Source organism: Arthrobacter sp. ISL-28 (assembly GCF_018613875.1).
Lineage (GTDB): Bacteria > Actinomycetota > Actinomycetes > Actinomycetales > Micrococcaceae > Arthrobacter.
In genome coordinates this window covers 21,547-38,820 of record NZ_JAGGPJ010000046.1, presented here as the reverse complement: position 1 = coordinate 38,820, position 17,274 = coordinate 21,547, and the positions used below count along the sequence as shown (strand labels likewise).

Below are 17,274 nucleotides of genomic sequence, written 5' to 3'. Positions count from 1 at the left end.
GGCTCTAACAGCCCGACGAAAGGTCCATTATCGGCGATCGGTCTGGGCTGAGAGACTCCCGCATCTGGTGGGGAAATGTGCTGGCTCGGGCGAGCTGATGACCCTGTTGTCCACGATCCAGATTTGGGGGGTGGTTGATGTCGACGGAACAGTTATGCCGGGGTCGTCGAAAGATCTGGACGAGGCCCAGTTCTTGCCTAGCCCTAATGCTCCTCGGCCTGCAAAGGTTGGGCGCGGCGCATCGGCCGAACCGTACATGCCTCTGACACTGCCGAAAGTCAGGGTATGTCGACATACATTTAAACGAATGGCTCGACGTCATGACAGGGGGACGCCCCCAACCGTCGCCTGGATACTGGTCATAGCCTTTCCCACGATGAGCTTCGTGACGACTACCTCAAGGATGTCTGGACCCGTCCCGAGAGTGAGGTCCGAAAATACTGCGGAATTTCCTTGGCTACTCCAGGCCGGCAAATTTAGTTGACAAACTTCATCTGCAAAATCTCAGGAGTTTGTCTAAGTCGGCAGTGAAAGATGACCAACAGGAGGATGGTCGCCACGCCTCACGGAGTAGGAACGCCGACTCATTACCAGCGCAACGATGCCACCAGATGCAGCTGTGTGGCAGAAGAGATTTCCAGAGCGAGTCGGAGATCCAGAAGAGTCCTGGTCCGGGACCATTTCAGTCACGCAGCCGCAGTGAAAGATGCCCTTCTGCCTGGCCTCGACTCCGTCTCCTGACGACAGTTCTTCACAGGATCGGAAGAAGATCATTCCCTCGATGCTCACTGCCGGGACCCTTTCAATCTTCGGTGCTCGTCAAGGTGCATGAAGAGCGTCGTCGGTTAGCTCATGCCCTCATTATTAGGAGCCGGATTTCAACCTTGTAGATAGCAGGCTGTCCCGGTTGCGGCCGAGCGGCTATTCAGCTCACTCCTGCGGCTGAGGAATCGGGAAGGTTCCATCGACCTTATGTGTCCTGACAGCGGCCAGATCACGGCCGGCGATATAGCCGAAAGTGAGGGCAGGGCCTAGGTTGATGCCACCAGCGGGGTAATGTCCGCCCATGATGCTGGAGTGGTCGTTCCCGGCGACGTACAGCCCGGGTATGGGGGCTCCGTTTTCGGACAGCACCCTGCCGCGCCCGTCGGCGTCCAGCCCGGCGAAGGTGCCGAAGCTGCCCGGCACCACCCGCACGGCATAGAAGGGCCCCTTCTCGAGGGGGCCGAGAGACGGGTTGGGTGTCTGTGTGGGATCGCCGCCGTAGCGGTTGAACGCGGTCCCGCCCCGCCCGAAGTCGGGGTCAACTCCCCGGCGCGCGTTCTCGTTGAAGCGTGCCACAGTGTCCCGCAGGCCCGCTGGATCGATGCCGCAGGCGACGGCCAGTTCCTCGATCGTGTTGCCCTTCTTCAGGTATCCGGACCTGAGGTAGGGGAAGAGTGGGACCGGAAGGGGTTTGGCCATTCCCAGGGGGAATCTGCGAACGAACCTGCTGTCGGCGATTTGCCATGACTCGACGGTCTCGCCCTCAGGTGTTGCTGCCAGGAGCCCTTCGACGTAGTCGTAGTATCCGTTGGCTTCGTTGACGAACCGTTTCCCTTCTTTGCGGACTCCAATGCTGCCCGGTTTCGCCCGGTCCATGATGTGCGGAAAAACCCCGGTGCGTCCACTGCGGTAAGGCACCTCATGGGCAGCCGCAACAGCCTCAACCTCATCCCGGACGGTCTCGCCCTGCTGGCCAAGTACGCCCAGCAGGCCCAGGCTCTGATGACCCACCGCTTCGCCTTCGAAGATCTTCAGCAGGCCTTCCACCTGATGCAGGACCGCACCGAAAAGGTGGGCAAGACCTCATTGAAATGCCCGCCTCACGGCAGGCGCGCCCTGCTTTGCACAGCAGTGCAGCCGAGCGTGCGACGGCAGGATCGCGGCCATGAACGGCGTCCCGGAAAGCATTCTCACTCCTGCAGACCGGCTCTCCGACACCTATGACATGGTGGTCATGGGCAGCGGCGCCGCCGGACTGGTCGCAGCCATTCGGGCAGCGGACGCCGGACTGTCCGTCGTCGTCCTTGAAAAGGCAGCCCTGCTGGGCGGAACCACCGCCGCGGGCGGCGGCGTGATGTGGGCGCCCAACAACCACCTGGCCAAGGCCGCAGGCTATTCCGACAGCCAGGCCGACGGCATTGCCTATCTAACCGAGGCAGCCGGGCACGTGCTCAGCATGGAGGAGATCGAATGGTATGTGGCCACGGCTCCCCGGGCGGTCAGCTACCTGAATGAGTCCACCAAGGTGGCCATGATTCCCATCTCCCGCCCGGACTACCACATGGAATGGGAAGGATCCGCCGACGGGGGCCGAGGGCTGGACAACAGCCCTTTCGATCCGGCCGGCTACCCTGGCCTGTCAGCCCTGATCCGCCCGTCCTCGTACTTTCCCCTGCTCACCATGACGGAGCGGGACGGCCTGAACGGCCGCGCCGCGGACCCGGCCCTCCTGGCCGAGCGGGCGGCCCGGGGTGTCCGGACCATGGGAGGCGCACTCGTAGGCAGCCTGCTGGCCAGCGCGCTGGACCGGGGAGTGCAGCTCGCCGTCACTGCTCCGGTGAAGGAACTTGAAGAATCGGAAGGACGATGGTCCGTCGACGTTGGTGGACGGGCCGGCCGGGAAGCGGATCATCGCCTCCGCGGTTGTGCTTGCCTCCGGAGGCTTCGAATGGAACAGCAGGCTCCGCCAGGCTTTCCTTCCGTTCCCCGTAACACCCATCAGTGCCCCCTCCAACGAAGGGGACGGGCTGGAACGTGGGCTGAAGGCCGGGGCCGCCGTTGCTGACATGACCGCCATCTGGGGCGTACCGGTGATTTCCACCCCGGAACACGAGTATGACGGCCGGCAATCCGGACGCATGGGCAACGTGGAAATGACCCTGCCCGGATCCATCACGGTCAATGCCAAGGGGCGCCGGTTCGTCAACGAGGCGCTGAATAATCACGATGCCGGCCGGGTCTTCGCCTCGATTGACCCGCAGACCGGCCAGCAGGAAAACAACCCCGCCTGGCTCGTCTTCGACTTCTCCTACCAGCGGAAGTACCCCGTGGCCGGTTCCACACCCGGCCAGCCTGCGAGCTGGATGTCCAGCGCACCTACCCTGGAAGAACTGGCACGGAAAATCGGCGTAGACGCCGAGGGGCTGACCTCGACCGTGCGCAGGTTCAATGCAGACGCCGCCACGGGCGTGGACCGGGAATTCCACCGCGGCGCCACACCCCAGGACCGGTTCCTCGGCGACGCCGCAAGCACCCCAAACCCATGCCTGCCTCCTCGAGCCGCCGTTCTACGCCGTGACCACCCACGCAGGGGTCCTGGGTACCTCCGGGGGTCTCGCCACCGATTTCGACGGGCGCGTCCTTGACCGCCACCAGCAGCCGATCCCAGGACTCTTTGCCGCCGGAAACGTGTCAGACGGCGTCTTCCGAAACAACTACCCCGGCGGAGGCGCCACCCTTGGCTCTGCCATCACGAGGGCCTTCGCCGTCGGGGAACACCTGGCCACGTCCCTGGCCCCCACCTGCCCGCCGCTGCCGGCCAATGCCGGAGCAGCCATACCCGCCGTTCCCCAAGCCGGCTGACCATCCCCACCCACAACCAGGAGCAACAATGTCAATGGAGACTTTGCGCACCGACAGCGCCCCAGCGCGCCAGCGCACCCCCAACCAGGCCAAACGCGCCGCCGCAGCCGCCTACCTCGGCGGCACCTTGGAATACTACGACTACTTCATTTACGCCTCCGCCGCGGCCTTGGTATTCGGCCGGATCTTTTTCCCCTCGGCTGGCGGCGCCGCTACCCTCGCATCCCTGGCCACGTTCGGCGTAGCCTACGTGGCACGACCGTTCGGGGCCATCATCCTGGGCCACTTCGGCGACAAACTGGGACGCAAGAACGTCCTGGTCGTCACGCTCGTACTAATGGGTGGTTCGACATTCCTCATCGGCTGCCTGCCAGACTTCAACACAATCGGCATCTGGGCACCCATACTGCTCGTCGTCCTGCGGATCTGCCAAGGGCTCTCAGCCGGCGGAGAGACCGCCGGAGCCAGCACACTGACCATCGAACAGGCACCGGACAACCGCCGAGGCCTCTACGGTTCGTGGGCCCTAAACGGCATCGTCACGGCCCTGATCCTGGCCAGCCTGGTGTTCCTGCCCATCGCCGCCCTGCCGGAGAAGGACCTTCTCAGCTGGGGCTGGCGCGTCCCGTTCTGGTCCTCGCTGGCGGTACTCGTACTGGCCTACGTGATCCGGCGCACCCTCCAAGAACCCGAGATCTTCGAAGAAACCAAAGACAACCACCAGACCGCCAAACTGCCCCTGGTCACCGTCATCAAAGATCATGGCTGGGACGTGGTCCGGGTCGGCTTCGCCTCCCTGTTCACCGTCACCAACACCGTAGTCACGGTCTTTGCCCTGGCATTCGCGACGCAGACGGTTGGGATCCCGACCATTTCCACCGGCAACTTCATGCTCATCCTCCTCGCGGGCCTGGCTACGACGTCCCTGTTCTACGGCGCGGCCAACGGACTCTACCCGGCGTTCTTCTCCGAAATGTTCGATGTGAAGGTCCGCTACTCCGGAGTGGCCATCGGCCTCCAACTCGGCCTCCTCATCGCGGGCTTCAGCCCTGCCATCGCCACGTGGCTAAACGGAGGAGATAAAGCTGACTGGGTTCCACTGGCAGCCTTCACCGCCGTCGTGTGCTTGCTGGCGGCCGTCGCCGCCGCTACAGCCAAGGAAACGTTCCGCACACCCCTTCATCTCCTGGGACAGAAGTAACAAAAAGAAGAGCCGACGGCGGCGGACCTCCCCCGCCGTCGGCTCTTCACCCACGTCCCAACGACCACAGTCAGGCCGAGAAAAGGTCAAAGAGATTCCAGCTCCGCCCACTACGCGGGCGCGACAGTTCTGGCCCAAATCGATCGCAAGATCAATCGGATGAACCCCGAACATTTCAGCGGCTATGTCATGTAGCCATCCCACCCAAGCGAAATGAACGGTACGAAGAAGACGACCGCTCAGCGGAGCGCCACTCCCCCGGAACCTGCCCCATCATGTCGTCCCGGACAGACGGGCCCATGAAGCAGTAACACGGCAGAAAGGCGGCGTACCTCACGCTGGTCAGCACCGTGGTGAACAAGGGGCAGCAGTTCGACATCTGTGCGGCGGTGTCGTGACAGTCGGGATCTAAGCCCTCGGACGGGCTGCTTCGCCACAATATTGGCCCGCGGGAGCACAGGTCATCGCGGTGGACCAAGCTGTGCCGCAGCATGTGCGGATGAACCGGTCTGTGGTGCGACGAGCAGCCACCTGGTCCGGGCGATAGTGCTGAAGCCAGTAGACGAACCGACCTAGATAAGGGGCGCTCTCCCGCCACGGCTTACGGATCGATGCAGCCCAGTCAAAGAACAGTGCCAACGACGCGGCATAGGACTGGCTGGTGGACTCCGCACCGTCCCGGCCAAACCGGTGGTGCAGCAGGAAGTCATCCGCCTCCACCACTACCCGATACGCCGGATCGAGCACCGTCCAGTAGCGAAAGTCCGAAGGCAGCCTCACCGGGAAAGACCTGAAGGTCGCCATGGCACTTTCACCCCCTGCACCTCATCCCAAGGATGCTAGAGCTCGCGACGTGAAGGACGTGCCCGACACACCGATAGCTGCTGTTCCAGACAGATGTCGCAGGATAGAAATGCGATGTGCGCGACAGCCCCTTTGGGCCCAACAGAACAGGTACTTCCCCGACGTTTTGGCGGCCGCGGTCGAACAAATCCCGCCGGGGTGTGTTGTCGATGGTGAGCTCGTCGTTTGGTCTGAGCACATATTCCCCTATTTTCCCCGGCTCCACTGGTACGGAATGGGTATGCGGGCGGTAGCGGTTGCCCTCGGTAGTGGCATGAGGAGGTCATCTCCGACATGGTGCGAAGAATGAAACTGGCGGCCGCTTCCCCGAGGAGACGCACCACATCCGCAGAACCCTCGCCTTCACCCAGCTCGACTACGTCGCTACGCTTTGGACGCGCCGGAAGTTAGAACCGAATCGCGAGCACGCCCTCGAAGTTCGCCGACAGCTGGTACCACCTGCTCTGCGACGAAGGCCGAACCAGCCCGCGCAGAGACCCCAAGACTCCGGGAGGCGGACCTTGTTGGATCCGCCTCCCAGAGTCTTGAGAGCGCTTACGCTTAGGCCATAGTGGTCTCCGTGACCTTCGAGGCCCTTACTTCAGCGGGAACACCGGGCTCGTCGCGCCCGTACAGCCAGTCGTTGTACTGGAAGTTGTTGTCCCCGCGGCTCTTGAACAGCATGTTCCGCAGCACCCGCGCAACGCCATCGACGTGCCATGACTCGCCCCAGATCCGTGCCGCCCGCTGGACCCGGGCGGTCCGGGCTGCGCGGGCTTCGTTGAAGTCGCGGAAGGCATCTTCCCAGGCGCCGGCGTCGATGCCGTCCTCCGTGAAGACGCGCCCGCGGGTGGCGTCCTGCAGGACGGCTGCATCCTCCAGCGCCTGGCATGCGCCCTGGGCCAGGTACTGGAGCATTGGATGCGCGGCGTCCCCGATCAGCGCCATGCGGCCGGCAACCCAGTTTTCGATCGGATCCCTGTCGTACATGGGCCAGCGGATGCCGGTGGCCAGGTTCTTCAGGGCGTCCTGGACGGCCGGGACGCAATCCGCATAGGCCGCCTCAAGCTCATCAACGCCGCCGTACTGCTCTTCGCCCCGTTCAAACGAGGCAGACTTGAACACGGCCACGGTGTTGAGCAGTTTGCCCTTGCGCAGCGGGTACTGCACCAGGTGGCAGTTCGGCCCAAGGTAGACAATCACGTCTTCGAGGTCCGTTGCAGGGGTCTCCGGGGTGATCGACACGGTCCCGCGGTAGGCAACATAAGCCGACGACACCGGTCCATCATCTGCCACGCTGCCCCTCAAGGTGGACTTCAGACCGTCCGCTGCCAGGACCGCGTCAGCCTCGTACACTGTACCGGCGGCCGTGTAGGCCCGGGCCTTGCCGCCGTCGGTCTCCACCTTCTGGACGAGGACGTCGTTTACAAGCGTGACTCCGGCTTCCTGGCAGGCTTCGAGGAGGATGCGGTGCAGATCGCTGCGGTGAATCACCACGTATGGCGCGCCGTAGCGTTCTTCGAACTCGCCTCCGAGGGTCTGGCGGGTCAGCTCCTCGCCGGTGACGGCGTCGCGGAAGACCAGGCGCTTGGGTTGCACGCCGATTTCCAGGGCCTTCTCCAGCAGGCCCCAGCGCTTGAGCACGCGGGATGCGTTCGGTGCCATCTGCAGCCCTGCGCCCACTTCACCGAAGGCCGGCGCCACTTCCACCAGGGTGACGTCGGCACCGTTCTCCTTCAGGGCGAGGGCTCCGGCGAGTCCGGCCATGCCGCCGCCCACTACCAGGACATCGGTGGACGCGTTGACGTTAGACATTTGAAGCTCCTACTGCTTTTGAGGACGATGTGATTTTGGTGCCGATGAATCCGAGCAGCACGGCTGCTACGGCGGCGGATCCGGCGAATGCCAGGAAGTTTGAATTGACGCCCAGGCCGGAGGCGAGCAGCAGCCCGCCCACCTGTGGCGCCGCAACGGCGCCGATCCGACCGACGCCGAGGGCCCAGCCGAGGGCCGTACCGCGCAGGTGCGCCGGATAGTGGCTGGCGACCGCCGCGATGATGAGGCACTGGGTGCCGTGCGTGCCCACGCCGGCGAGCACCAGCATGAGATACACGACGGCGACCGGCGGCCCCGTGACCAGGACCAGGAGCCCGGCGGCGGCGACGGCGGCCGCTGCGATCGCCGTTGGGATGGGGCCGAACCGCGTGCCAGCCCAGGCGGTGATGACGGAGCCGGCCACCGCTCCGAGATTGAGTGCCAGGGCAAACGTCAGGGCGGACCCGAGGTTGTATCCGGCTAGCTGCATGAGGTTGGGCAACCAGGTTCCCAGTCCGTACCAGGCGAACAGCGTCACCAGTGTGGCGATGGCGTACAGCACGCTCATCCCCATGAACGGGGCCCGGAGCAGGGAACCAAAGCCCGCCGGGTCATTGGCACCCCTGGCGGCGTCGCCATCCCGTTCGGACGCCAGCGTCTCCGGCAGGTACCGCAGTCCCAGCGGGATGACCACCACGAGGGCGAGGACTGCCACGAGGAACATGATGGGCCAGCCGAAGGCGGGAATGAGCGGAATACCGACCAGCGCTGCGATGGAGCCGCCGATGGGAACGCCGGACATCATGAGCGTGGCAATGGTGGACCGCCACCGGGCGGGAACCAGCTCTGCCACCAGTGCGTTCGCGGAAGGCACGAGGCCACCAAGCCCGATGCCAGCCAGGAGCCGCAGTCCGCCGAATACGGCGGCGTTCGGGGCGAAGGCACAAAGGATGGTGAACACGGAAAACAGCACGGCGCACCCGATGATGGTCCGCCGGCGGCCCCAGCTGTCGGACATGCGGCCGGCAAAAATCGCGCCGATCATCATGCCGACGAAGGCCATGGAGCCGACCGTGCCGGCAGTGGCCTTGGTGAGGCCCCAACCTGTGTCATTGATCAGCGAGGCCTGCACCGTTCCGTAAACGATCAGGTCATACCCGTCGAAGACGACCAGCAGCCAGCAGACCAGGACAGCCATCGCGGAACGCCTGGGAAATCCGGCCGGGCCACTTGCGGGCCCGGATCCTGCGGGATCGGAACCCGCACTTGGGCGCTGCTGCACTGCAGCGGAAAGTTTGTGATTCATCCCACTACTGTGCTGGCCGCTGAGTCCCGCCGCCTATAACATTCTGTCATGCAGAATCTTCCCGCCCGGCGGATGCCCACGTACCCCATCGAGGCGGTGGACAACGCCCTGCAGCTCCTTCAACTCCTGCGGGACGTGGGCAGCCTCCGGCTCAAGGATGCGGCACAGGAGCTGGGCGTGGCACCGTCCACAGCTCACCGGCTGCTGGCAATGCTGGTGTACCGCGGGTTCGCCGTCCAGGATGAGTCGCGCCGCTACGTCCCCGGCCCGGCCATGGGCGCAGGCCCCGCGGGCGTGAGCTGGACGCGGCCGCTGCTTGAGATCTCGCGGCCCCATATGGAACTCCTGAGTTCACGCACCAGCGAAACCGTAAATCTGATGATCAGGGTGGGTACCAAGGTCAGGTTCCTCGACACCGTGGAGGGCACCAACGCGCTGCGCGTGGGTGACCGGCAGGGTACCGTCATGCCGGCCAACAAGGCCTCCGGTGGCAAGGCCATGCTCGCAGAACTGGAGCCCTCGATGCTGGAGCAGCTCTTCCGCAGTCCAAACGCGGGAATCGGTGGCGACAACATTCCGGACGACGAGTATCCCGGCTTCCTGCGTGAGCTGGAAACCATCCGGACCAACGGCTTCGCCGCCAACTTTGAAGGCACCGAGGAGGGGATCAGCGCCTTCGGGATTGCCATCCACAACGGCCACGGCGACGTGGTGGGAGCTCTCAGCGTCGCCACCCCGGTAGCCCGGTTCCGGAAGCTGTTCGACGCCGGACTCGTTGCGGTGATGATGGAAACCCGGCGCCAGCTTGAGATCGACATCGCAGCCAACCCGGTGGACCCTGCCGCCCGCGCCTGACAGTATCTTGCCGCCTTATTCTGGACAGCAGAATGTTCTGTGGCCCAGCGGACTTTTCTCCTTAGTGTCGAATCCACGCCGCAATCAGTCCGCATGCAAGGAGAAGGCAACCGTGTCCATCAGCGCTGAAAACCACACGCACCAGTCTGTCGCCGCAGACCAGTCTCTTCCGGAGCCAACACCGGAAGAGGCCGCCCAGCTTGAACAGCTTTACCGCGACTTCGACAAGGAAAACCTGACCCCGTTGTGGACGGAGATTGCCGACCTGATGCCCATGGTCCCCTCCCCCAAGGCGGTGCCGCACGTCTGGCGGTGGAGTGATCTGTATCCGCTGGCAGCCCGCGCGGGGGATCTGGTTCCGGTCGGGCGGGGCGGGGAGCGCCGGGCGATTGCCTTGGCGAACCCGGGCCTGGCCGGCACGCCGTATGCGACGCCGACGCTGTGGGCCGCGATCCAGTACCTGGGCGCCCGTGAGACTGCCCCGGAGCACCGGCATTCGCAGAACGCATTCCGGTTCGTGGTCGAGGGCGAGGGGGTGTGGACGGTGGTGAACGGGGATCCGGTGGCGATGCGCCGCGGGGATTTCCTGCTCACGCCCGGCTGGAACTTCCACGGCCACCACAACGACACCGACCAGCCAATGGCGTGGATTGACGGACTGGACATCCCGTTCGCGCACTATACGGACGCCGGGTTCTTCGAGTTCGGCACCGAGCGCGTTACCGACGAGGCCACCCCGGCCATCTCCCGCTCGGAACGGCTGTGGGCACACCCTGGCCTGCGACCGTTGTCCGGGCTGGAGGACACCACGAACTCCCCGATCGCTGCGTACCGGTGGGAACACACCGACGCAGCACTTCGCGAACAGCTCCTTTTGGAGGACGAGGGGCATCCGGCGACCGTGTCCCAGGGCCATGCCGCCGTCCGGTTCTCGAACCCCACCACCGGCGGGGACGTGATGCCCACCATCCGGGCCGAGTTCCACCGCCTCCGTGCCGGCGCCGCCACCGAGCCACTCCGCGAAGTGGGCTCCAGTGTGTGGCAGGTCTTCGAAGGCACCGGCAGCGTGAGGCTGAACGGCGAAAGCAAGGCCCTGGCCAAGGGCGACCTGTTCGTCGTCCCCTCCTGGACCCAGTGGTCCCTGGAAGCGGACACCGAGTTCGATCTGTTCCGGTTTAGCGACGCCCCCATCTTCGAACGCCTGAACTTCAACCGCACCTACACCGAAGGACGCACCAAATGAGACTCCTCACCCTCCGCACCGCCGAAGGAACCAAAGCTGTCCGCCAGGACGGCGGCACCCTCACCGAAATCAACGGCTTCGCCGACGTCGGGGAACTCCTCCGCACCGAAAACTGGGAAACCACCGCGAAAGCCGCCAACGGCGCAACCCACGCGCTTGACGGCGCCGACCTCGCCGCCGTCGTCCCCTCCCCCGGGAAGATCATCTGCGTAGGCCACAACTACCGCAACCACATTAAGGAGATGGGCCGGGAAGTACCGGAGCACCCCACTCTGTTCGCCAAATACGCCGAAAGCCTGATCGGGCCCAACGATGACCTTGCCCTGCCACAGGAATCGGACGCCGTCGACTGGGAAGCCGAGCTCGCCGTCGTGATCGGCAAAACCGGCCGGCGGATCAGCGAGGCCAACGCCGCGGACCACATTGCCGGGTACGCGGTGCTGAACGACATCAGCATGCGCGACTACCAGTTCCGCACCATCCAGTGGCTGCAGGGCAAGACCTGGGAGAAGTCCACCCCGTTCGGCCCGGCCCTGGTCACCAAGGACGAATTCACCGCCGGTCCCCTGATGACCTCGGCGGTGGACGGCGAGATCCAGCAGCAGACCCCCACCGGCGACCTGGTCTTCACCCCGGAATACCTGGTCTCCTACATCTCCACGATCATCACGCTGAATCCCGGTGACGTGATTGCCACCGGCACCCCCGGCGGCGTGGGCCACGCCCAGGACCCCAAGCGCTACCTCCAGGAGGGCCAGGTCCTGGTCACCTCGATTGAGGGTCTGGGCCAGCTGAAGAACCGCGTGGCCAAGGAAGCCTGATGGTTGCCCGCCACGATCTGACGACGGATCCGCAGCTGCTCGAAGGGCTGCTGCAGGCCCGCCGCGGCACGGCCTTCTTCGCCCGCAAGCTCAATGAGCTTTCCGACGCGGAGCTCGACGGCGATTCGCTGCTGCCGGGCTGGACCCGCCGCCACGTGGCGGCCCACATCGGCTACAACGCGCGGGCCATAGCGCGGCTGGTCGAGTGGGCCGCTACCGGGGTGGAAACGCCGATGTATGCCTCCACCGAAGTCCGCAACCACGAGATCAGTTTCGGCGCCACGCTCAGCCCGATCGCCCTGCGCAACCTCTTTGACCACTCAGCAGTTCACCTGAACGTTGAATGGCGCGACCTGCCCGCCGACGCCTGGCAGCACAAGGTCAAGACCGCCCAAGGCCGCATCGTTCCGGCCGAAGAAACCGTGTGGATGCGCACCCGCGAAGTGTGGGTCCACGCCGTCGACCTGGACAACGGCGCCACATTCTCGGACATCCCGGAGCCCATCCTGGAGCGCCTTCTCAACGACATCACCGGAGCCTGGGCGGCCCGCGGCACCGACAAGAATCTGGTGGGCAGGGTCACCAGCCGGCAACAGGAGCAGGCTTTCGGCGACACAGCGGCTGTTTCACCGCTGGAGATTTCCGGTCCTCTCGCCGACATGGCCTGCTGGGCCACCGGTCGGGCAACAGCAGGTGTCACTGCCAGCCGTGAAGGCAAACACGTCACGCCGGTGCCGCCAGCACCGGCGTGGATCTGAATCGACACCATTTATGTACGAAAAGGGAGGCCAGCAGCGCTGGCGTCCCTTTTCGTGGTTCTACTCGCCCGGCGGTTCTACTGCGCGGCCTTGAAGTCGCCGTCGATAGGCGGCATTTGGCCAGAGATGGCCCGGCCGTGGGGTCCGGTGAGGAACAGCACCAGGGCAGCTATGTCTGCCGGATCGACCAGCCTCTTTACTGACTGGATCGCCAGCGCTTCTTCCAGCTCTTCTTCTGGTGTGCGGCCGGACAATTGCGCCCGGCCTGCGATTACGCTTTGGAAGCGGGGTCCGTCCACGGCCCCTGGGATGAATCGAGATTGCGGTGATTCCGTACTGTCCCAGCTCGAGCGCCAGCCTCTTGGTGAAGCCAACGAGCCCCCACTTGGTGGTCGAGTAGGCCGCCCTGTTGGGATACCCGAAGCGGCCGGCCAGGGAGGACATCACGATCACGGAACCCGCGGCGGATTCCTTCAGCAGCGGGATGGCCCGCTGGGTGACATTGAAAGTGCCGTTGAGGTTCACCGAGATCACGCTCTCCCACGCATCGGCAGGAAAGTCCTCCACAGGGGCAGTGGATCCGGAGATTCCGGCGTTGTTCACCAGCACGTCCAGGCCGCCGAGCTCTTCTTTGACGTCGCAGATGACGCCTGACACACGTCGGCGGCCTTGCTGATGTCCCAAAAAAGCAGACGTAAGTGTGGACAGTAATGCACCAAGGATTTGACCCATGTCGGCAGCGTCACTCGATGGTGCCGTTGCCCGTCGTCGCACCGTCGGTGAATGCCGACTGCTGGTACGGTCTGCCCCGGATGCGCTGGGCATGAAATCCGGTGGTGAAGGGGCAAGAGCGGGCTTGGGACCTAATAGCATGTACCGTCTACGAACCGATCGTCGGGGTGGGCCTGAAGGCGTTCACGGTCCTGTCCAAGACAACCTGGGCGTCGCTTCCGGAGTCGAGGATCGTGTTCCTGGCTGACGCGGAATCGACCATGACGGTTGTGACGGCGAGGCTAACCGACGCCTCGGTGGCCAGCAGGGCGTCCACTTGGGCCGCGAAGCACGAGTCACTCGATTTGGCGGAGACGTCCATGGCCACCACATGGTTGTTGGAGACAAAGTTGCCCGCCCCCGCCGCCAGCCGGATGATCACAGGCGCGGCGCCCGCCGGCCGGATGCTCCCGGAGTCGATGACCTCGGAGAAGTGGTTGCCCACCACGGAATTGTTGCTGCCGCTGACGCTGAGGAGTCCGGTGAGGTCGTCCAGGCCGTTGTCCACACCCAGGAAGGGTGTCCAGGGCTCGTGGTCGCGGAGGAAGTGGTTTGTGGCAACGAGGTTTTCCGAGCTGTTGTCCTCGAGGACCACCATCCCGGGGTAGAAGGAATGCAGGCGGTTGTTGGTGACGCTTGACCGGGTGACGCCTTTGAAGTGGAGGCTGCTGGAACCCCGGGGGAAGACGTTGTTCGCTGTGACCAGGAGCCCGCCGTGGTTCTCGGCGTAGATCGAGTGGCCCTTGAAACCTGCGCCCACCAGGTTGTCGGTGATCTTTGAGGCCTGTCCCCACCCCCGCAGTTCAATGCAGCTTCCGCATTCGGCGATGAAGTTGTCGTGGATGGACAGCGCGTCCGCGTGGTGGATGGTGAGGGCGTGCTCCAGGTAGACGAACCCCATGCCTGTGACCCGGAACGAGTCGTTGGCACTCGCGGCATAGATGCCGGTCTTGCCGTTGACGTAGGTGTTTTCAGGATGCAGCCCCGGGCCGTCCGGAACGAAGTGCAGCCCGTCGATGCAGAAGTTGGAGAACTCCACCGAGCTGATCCGGGGGCTTCCGCTCCGTTCAATGTAGAAGGCGGCGCCCTTGGCTTCCTCCGCTTCCCCGGCAGGAGGAAGGTCCACGATGATCCGGCTCCCGCCGGGCCACAGCTCGTGCAGGTCCGGCCACTCGTCCTCGGGGACGTTGAAGCGGATGCTCGACGACGTGAAGCCGTGCCCCGAGCCCTCGATCCGGAGGAAGCTGACGTCGATCAGCACCTGGGTGCGGAGGTGGTAGTCCCCCGGCGGAATGTAGATCACAGCGCCCGGCTTGCCGCCGTCGTTGACATCGGTGGCGGACTGCCGTTCCTTGATGTCGGCGATGATGCTGTTGATGACTTCGCCCACGTCCTTGGCCGGATTGCCGACCGGCCAGGTGGTCACGTTGTAGTAGTTGTTGCTTGTCATGGGTTCTTCCCTTTGTGTCCTGTCTCTCATGGTGCCACTGTTTGATGCTCCGGGAGTTCGGCCTGCAACTCCTCGGCCGTTGGCGGGTTGGCGCCGGGCCGGCTGACCGTGATGGCCGCTGCCTTGGAGGCCATCCGGCCCAGCGACTCCAGCACGGATGGTGGCAGCCTGTCCGCCCCGCGCATGAGGAGTCCGTAGACCAGGGCGGACATGTAGGAGTCGCCGGCGCCGATGGTGTCCGCCACCTCGGCCGTGACCGGGGGGACGGCCACCTGCGCGCCTGCGGCGGTGAGCAGGGATCCCTCCGCTCCCCTGATGAGGGCGACGAGCCCGGCCCCGAGGTCCAGGATGCGCTGTGAGATGTCCTCCAGGGACAGCCTCGGGTAGAGCCACAGCGCGTCTTCGTCGCTGAGTTTGACCACCTCCGTGAACGGGACGAGTTCCTCGAAGATGGTCTTGGCCTCAAAGTGGCTTCCGAGCAGGGCGGGGCGGATGTTGGGATCGTAGGTGACGATGCATCGCCGGTGTGACTGCTCAAGAAGCTCCTTTACCGCTGCCGCCCCCGGCGCCAGGAAGGTGGCTATGGAGCCGGTGTGCAGGACTTTGGGCAGCGTCGCCGGGGCGATCCGCGGGAGGTCCCAGCGGATGTCGAAGTCATAGTGCGCGGACCCGTCGGACGCCAAGGTCGCCGTTGCCGTGGCGGTGCGGCCGGGCCCCTTTGAACCGGGCAGGAGTTCAACGCCGGCGCTGCGCAGGTGCTGCTCGATGGCCGCGCCATGCGGGTCGTCGCCGATCGAGGTCAACAACGCGGTGGCCGCACCCAGCCGCCCGAGCCCGTAGGCCACGTTTGCCGGTGACCCGCCGGGGTGCTCCACAGTGCCCCCGGACGAGACAACGATGTCCACAAGGGCTTCACCGACAACCACAACGTCAAGGCCCGGTTGGGGGTCATCGTTCGTGTGCATATTTCGGACCTTTCTTGGATTAGCCATCCTGCCGTCAGGTAAGGGTTGAGACCGTAAGTTTCTGGACGGTTGCCGGGCCTCCCCCGGCCGCCAGCCAGTTCTCCTGGCTTTCGGCGTCGGGGAAGATGAGGTCAGTCAGGACCACCGAGCCGCCCTGCGCGAAGACCTCCACCGAGCAACGGTCGACGACGATCTGCAGCTTCAGCACCCCGTCCTCAAGAACCAGCGGGGCTGACTCCACGGAGGAAAACTTTTCGTGGAAGCCCGTGTCCCCTGACCGGCTGCGGTCAAGGACGAGCCTGCCAGTGGCGGCGTTATAGCCCAATGCGGTGCCCGTGCTTCCGTCATCGTTGGCGAACAGATGGAAGGCCACATGTTCAGCACTTCCGGGCAGGATCTCCGCCTCGATGACCTGGGCGCTGCCGGGTGCCGCAACCGGCAACCGCAAAACCGAGTCCTGCAGTTCGAACGTTTCTGTGATGATCTGCTCCGCGGCTGCAGGCGGCGCTTCTCCGGCCGGGGGGCCGGCCAGGACAGGCTGCTGGACTAGGCGGGCGGAGCCGTTGGCTGCGGTGAGGTGCACTTCCCGGGCGAGCGTCATGGAGGACCGCCAGGGCGCGGTGGGCAGCTGGTTGGCGTAGTCCCAGTTGTTCATCCAGCCGATGATGATGCGCCGCCCATCGGGGACGTTGCTGAAGGAGACGGAGGCATAGCAGTCCCGTCCCCAGTCCAGCCACAGGCATTGCTGCAGGGCGGCCGCGGCTGCGGCGGGGTCACCCAGGGCGCTCACCCCGGCCGGCGCGGCCACTGAAGAGGCGTCCGGGACGAACCGGGCGCCGTCGAACTGGCCCACGAAGTACTGGCCGCCGGAACCTCCCGCCACCGCACCCGGGTTGACGTTGACGATCAGGACCCATTTGACGTTGTCCGCGTCCCCGTCCACGGCCAGGGGAAAGAGATCGGGGCATTCCCATTCGCCCTGGTCTGCGTTCATCGGGCCGAAGTCGCTGAGGAAGTCCCAGGTCTTGAGGTCGTCCGAGCGGTAGAAGACCACCTTCTGGTGCTGCGCTTCGACGGCCACCATGACCCAGCAGCTGCCATGCTCCCCCTGGTAGCGGAAGACCTTGGGATCGCGGAAGTGTGCGGAGTTCCGGGTGAGTACCGGGTTGCGCTCGTACTTGTGCCACGTCATCCCCGCGTCCGTGCTGTAGGCCAGGGACTGCGCCTGCGTGCCGTGGTGTTCGGACGCCGCCTTGTACGCGCTGGTGTAGATGGCCACGAGGGCGGGTGCATCCGCCGTGCCAAAACCGGACGTGTTTCCGTGGTCCACCACCACGCTGCCGGAGAAGATGTCCTCGGTTTCGTCGCAGGCGATGGCCACGGGGTGTTCCGTCCAGTGCAGCAGGTCACGGGAGATGGCGTGGCCCCAGGACATGTTGCCCCACACGTTGCCGTAGGGGTTGTTCTGGAAGAAGAGGTGGTAGAGGCCGTCATGGAAGACCAGGCCGTTGGGGTCGTTCAGCCAGGTGTCCCGGGCCGTGAAGTGGACGGCGGGACGGAACCGGGCGGTACCGGCCGGAGGTGTTTCCGGGCGTGCGGCATCAAGGAAAGTGGACATG

Annotated in this window: 15 protein-coding genes and 3 pseudogenes; 9 read left to right on the top strand and 9 right to left on the bottom strand. The window is 64.8% G+C overall.

Annotated elements, in window-relative coordinates; translation table 11 throughout:
- Nucleotides 1–930: 930 nt before the first annotated feature.
- Nucleotides 931–1,776: an FAD-binding protein gene (locus tag J7E80_RS22305; protein WP_311380916.1), complete on the bottom strand. Its 846-nt coding sequence runs from the start codon at nt 1,774–1,776 to the stop codon at nt 931–933.
- Nucleotides 1,777–1,930: 154 nt separating this feature from the next.
- Here J7E80_RS22305 and J7E80_RS24505 point away from each other — a divergent pair, with 154 nt between their 5' ends.
- From J7E80_RS24505 to J7E80_RS22290, 5 genes and pseudogenes are all read left to right on the top strand, one after another.
- Nucleotides 1,931–2,830: an FAD-dependent oxidoreductase gene (locus J7E80_RS24505; protein ID WP_215054397.1), complete on the top strand. Its 900-nt coding sequence runs from the start codon at nt 1,931–1,933 to the stop codon at nt 2,828–2,830.
- Nucleotides 2,727–3,248, top strand: a pseudogene (locus tag J7E80_RS24085) (FAD-binding protein); the annotation flags it as partial. The gene J7E80_RS24505 and the pseudogene J7E80_RS24085, both read left to right, overlap by 104 nt.
- Nucleotides 3,214–3,444, top strand: a pseudogene (locus tag J7E80_RS24500) (FAD-binding protein); the annotation flags it as partial. The pseudogenes J7E80_RS24085 and J7E80_RS24500, both read left to right, overlap by 35 nt.
- A 9-nt stretch (nt 3,445–3,453) precedes the next feature.
- Nucleotides 3,454–3,627 (top strand): hypothetical protein, encoded by a 174-nt coding sequence (locus J7E80_RS24080; RefSeq protein ID WP_311380920.1) that lies wholly within the window; start codon nt 3,454–3,456, stop codon nt 3,625–3,627.
- 34 nt (nt 3,628–3,661) lie between these two features.
- On the top strand, nt 3,662–4,828 hold the full coding sequence (locus tag J7E80_RS22290; protein WP_251037251.1) for an MFS transporter: 1,167 nt from the start codon (nt 3,662–3,664) through the stop codon (nt 4,826–4,828).
- Nucleotides 4,829–5,236: 408 nt separating this feature from the next.
- On the opposite strand, the gene J7E80_RS22285 is transcribed toward J7E80_RS22290, so the two are convergent.
- The 3 genes from J7E80_RS22285 to J7E80_RS22275 all read right to left on the bottom strand — a co-directional run bounded on the left by J7E80_RS22285 (nt 5,237) and on the right by J7E80_RS22275 (nt 8,792).
- On the bottom strand, nt 5,237–5,608 hold the full coding sequence (locus J7E80_RS22285; RefSeq protein ID WP_215054394.1) for a hypothetical protein: 372 nt from the start codon (nt 5,606–5,608) through the stop codon (nt 5,237–5,239).
- Nucleotides 5,609–6,232: 624 nt separating this feature from the next.
- Nucleotides 6,233–7,486 (bottom strand): FAD-dependent oxidoreductase, encoded by a 1,254-nt coding sequence (locus J7E80_RS22280; protein WP_215054393.1) that lies wholly within the window; start codon nt 7,484–7,486, stop codon nt 6,233–6,235.
- Nucleotides 7,479–8,792, bottom strand: coding sequence for an aromatic acid/H+ symport family MFS transporter (locus J7E80_RS22275; RefSeq protein ID WP_215054392.1), 1,314 nt, complete (start codon nt 8,790–8,792; stop codon nt 7,479–7,481). Before J7E80_RS22275 ends, J7E80_RS22280 begins: the two co-directional genes overlap by 8 nt.
- Before the next feature lie 48 nt (nt 8,793–8,840).
- Here J7E80_RS22275 and J7E80_RS22270 point away from each other — a divergent pair, with 48 nt between their 5' ends.
- From J7E80_RS22270 to J7E80_RS22255, 4 genes are all read left to right on the top strand, one after another.
- Nucleotides 8,841–9,647 carry an IclR family transcriptional regulator gene (locus tag J7E80_RS22270; protein ID WP_215054391.1) on the top strand — a complete coding sequence of 269 codons (807 nt, stop codon included), beginning with the start codon at nt 8,841–8,843 and terminating at the stop codon, nt 9,645–9,647.
- Nucleotides 9,648–9,759: 112 nt separating this feature from the next.
- Nucleotides 9,760–10,890 (top strand): cupin domain-containing protein, encoded by a 1,131-nt coding sequence (locus tag J7E80_RS22265; protein ID WP_215054390.1) that lies wholly within the window; start codon nt 9,760–9,762, stop codon nt 10,888–10,890.
- Nucleotides 10,887–11,711 (top strand): fumarylacetoacetate hydrolase family protein, encoded by an 825-nt coding sequence (locus tag J7E80_RS22260; protein WP_215054389.1) that lies wholly within the window; start codon nt 10,887–10,889, stop codon nt 11,709–11,711. Before J7E80_RS22265 ends, J7E80_RS22260 begins: the two co-directional genes overlap by 4 nt.
- Entirely contained in the window at nt 11,711–12,469 is a 759-nt protein-coding gene (locus J7E80_RS22255) for a maleylpyruvate isomerase family mycothiol-dependent enzyme (RefSeq protein WP_215054388.1), read from the top strand. The genes J7E80_RS22260 and J7E80_RS22255 overlap by 1 nt, the downstream gene beginning before the upstream one ends.
- A 77-nt stretch (nt 12,470–12,546) precedes the next feature.
- Here the strand turns inward: J7E80_RS22255 and J7E80_RS24495 are convergent, their stop codons facing one another.
- The 5 genes and pseudogenes from J7E80_RS24495 to J7E80_RS22235 all read right to left on the bottom strand — a co-directional run bounded on the left by J7E80_RS24495 (nt 12,547) and on the right by J7E80_RS22235 (nt 17,273).
- Nucleotides 12,547–12,768: a hypothetical protein gene (locus J7E80_RS24495; RefSeq protein WP_311380919.1), complete on the bottom strand. Its 222-nt coding sequence runs from the start codon at nt 12,766–12,768 to the stop codon at nt 12,547–12,549.
- A 61-nt stretch (nt 12,769–12,829) separates the two neighbouring features.
- Nucleotides 12,830–13,201 (bottom strand): annotated as a pseudogene (locus tag J7E80_RS24490) (SDR family NAD(P)-dependent oxidoreductase); the annotation flags it as partial.
- Between the two features lie 148 nt (nt 13,202–13,349).
- On the bottom strand, nt 13,350–14,690 hold the full coding sequence (locus tag J7E80_RS22245) for a right-handed parallel beta-helix repeat-containing protein (RefSeq protein ID WP_215054387.1): 1,341 nt from the start codon (nt 14,688–14,690) through the stop codon (nt 13,350–13,352).
- Between the two features lie 26 nt (nt 14,691–14,716).
- Nucleotides 14,717–15,655, bottom strand: coding sequence for a carbohydrate kinase (locus J7E80_RS22240; RefSeq protein WP_215054386.1), 939 nt, complete (start codon nt 15,653–15,655; stop codon nt 14,717–14,719).
- 34 nt (nt 15,656–15,689) lie between these two features.
- Nucleotides 15,690–17,273, bottom strand: coding sequence for a glycoside hydrolase family 32 protein (locus J7E80_RS22235; RefSeq protein ID WP_215054385.1), 1,584 nt, complete (start codon nt 17,271–17,273; stop codon nt 15,690–15,692).
- Nucleotide 17,274: the final 1 nt, after the last annotated feature.

Coding starts and splice junctions, on each gene's coding strand:
- J7E80_RS24505 (WP_215054397.1), top strand. CDS start 1,931: ATGAACGGCGTCCCGGAAAGCATTCTCACTCCTGCAGACCGGCTCTCC.
- J7E80_RS22290 (WP_251037251.1), top strand. CDS start 3,662: ATGGAGACTTTGCGCACCGACAGCGCCCCAGCGCGCCAGCGCACCCCC.
- J7E80_RS22280 (WP_215054393.1), bottom strand. CDS start 7,486: ATGTCTAACGTCAACGCGTCCACCGATGTCCTGGTAGTGGGCGGCGGC.
- J7E80_RS22275 (WP_215054392.1), bottom strand. CDS start 8,792: ATGAATCACAAACTTTCCGCTGCAGTGCAGCAGCGCCCAAGTGCGGGT.
- J7E80_RS22270 (WP_215054391.1), top strand. CDS start 8,841: ATGCAGAATCTTCCCGCCCGGCGGATGCCCACGTACCCCATCGAGGCG.
- J7E80_RS22260 (WP_215054389.1), top strand. CDS start 10,887: ATGAGACTCCTCACCCTCCGCACCGCCGAAGGAACCAAAGCTGTCCGC.
- J7E80_RS22255 (WP_215054388.1), top strand. CDS start 11,711: ATGGTTGCCCGCCACGATCTGACGACGGATCCGCAGCTGCTCGAAGGG.
- J7E80_RS22245 (WP_215054387.1), bottom strand. CDS start 14,690: ATGACAAGCAACAACTACTACAACGTGACCACCTGGCCGGTCGGCAAT.
- J7E80_RS22240 (WP_215054386.1), bottom strand. CDS start 15,655: ATGCACACGAACGATGACCCCCAACCGGGCCTTGACGTTGTGGTTGTC.
- J7E80_RS22235 (WP_215054385.1), bottom strand. CDS start 17,273: ATGTCCACTTTCCTTGATGCCGCACGCCCGGAAACACCTCCGGCCGGT.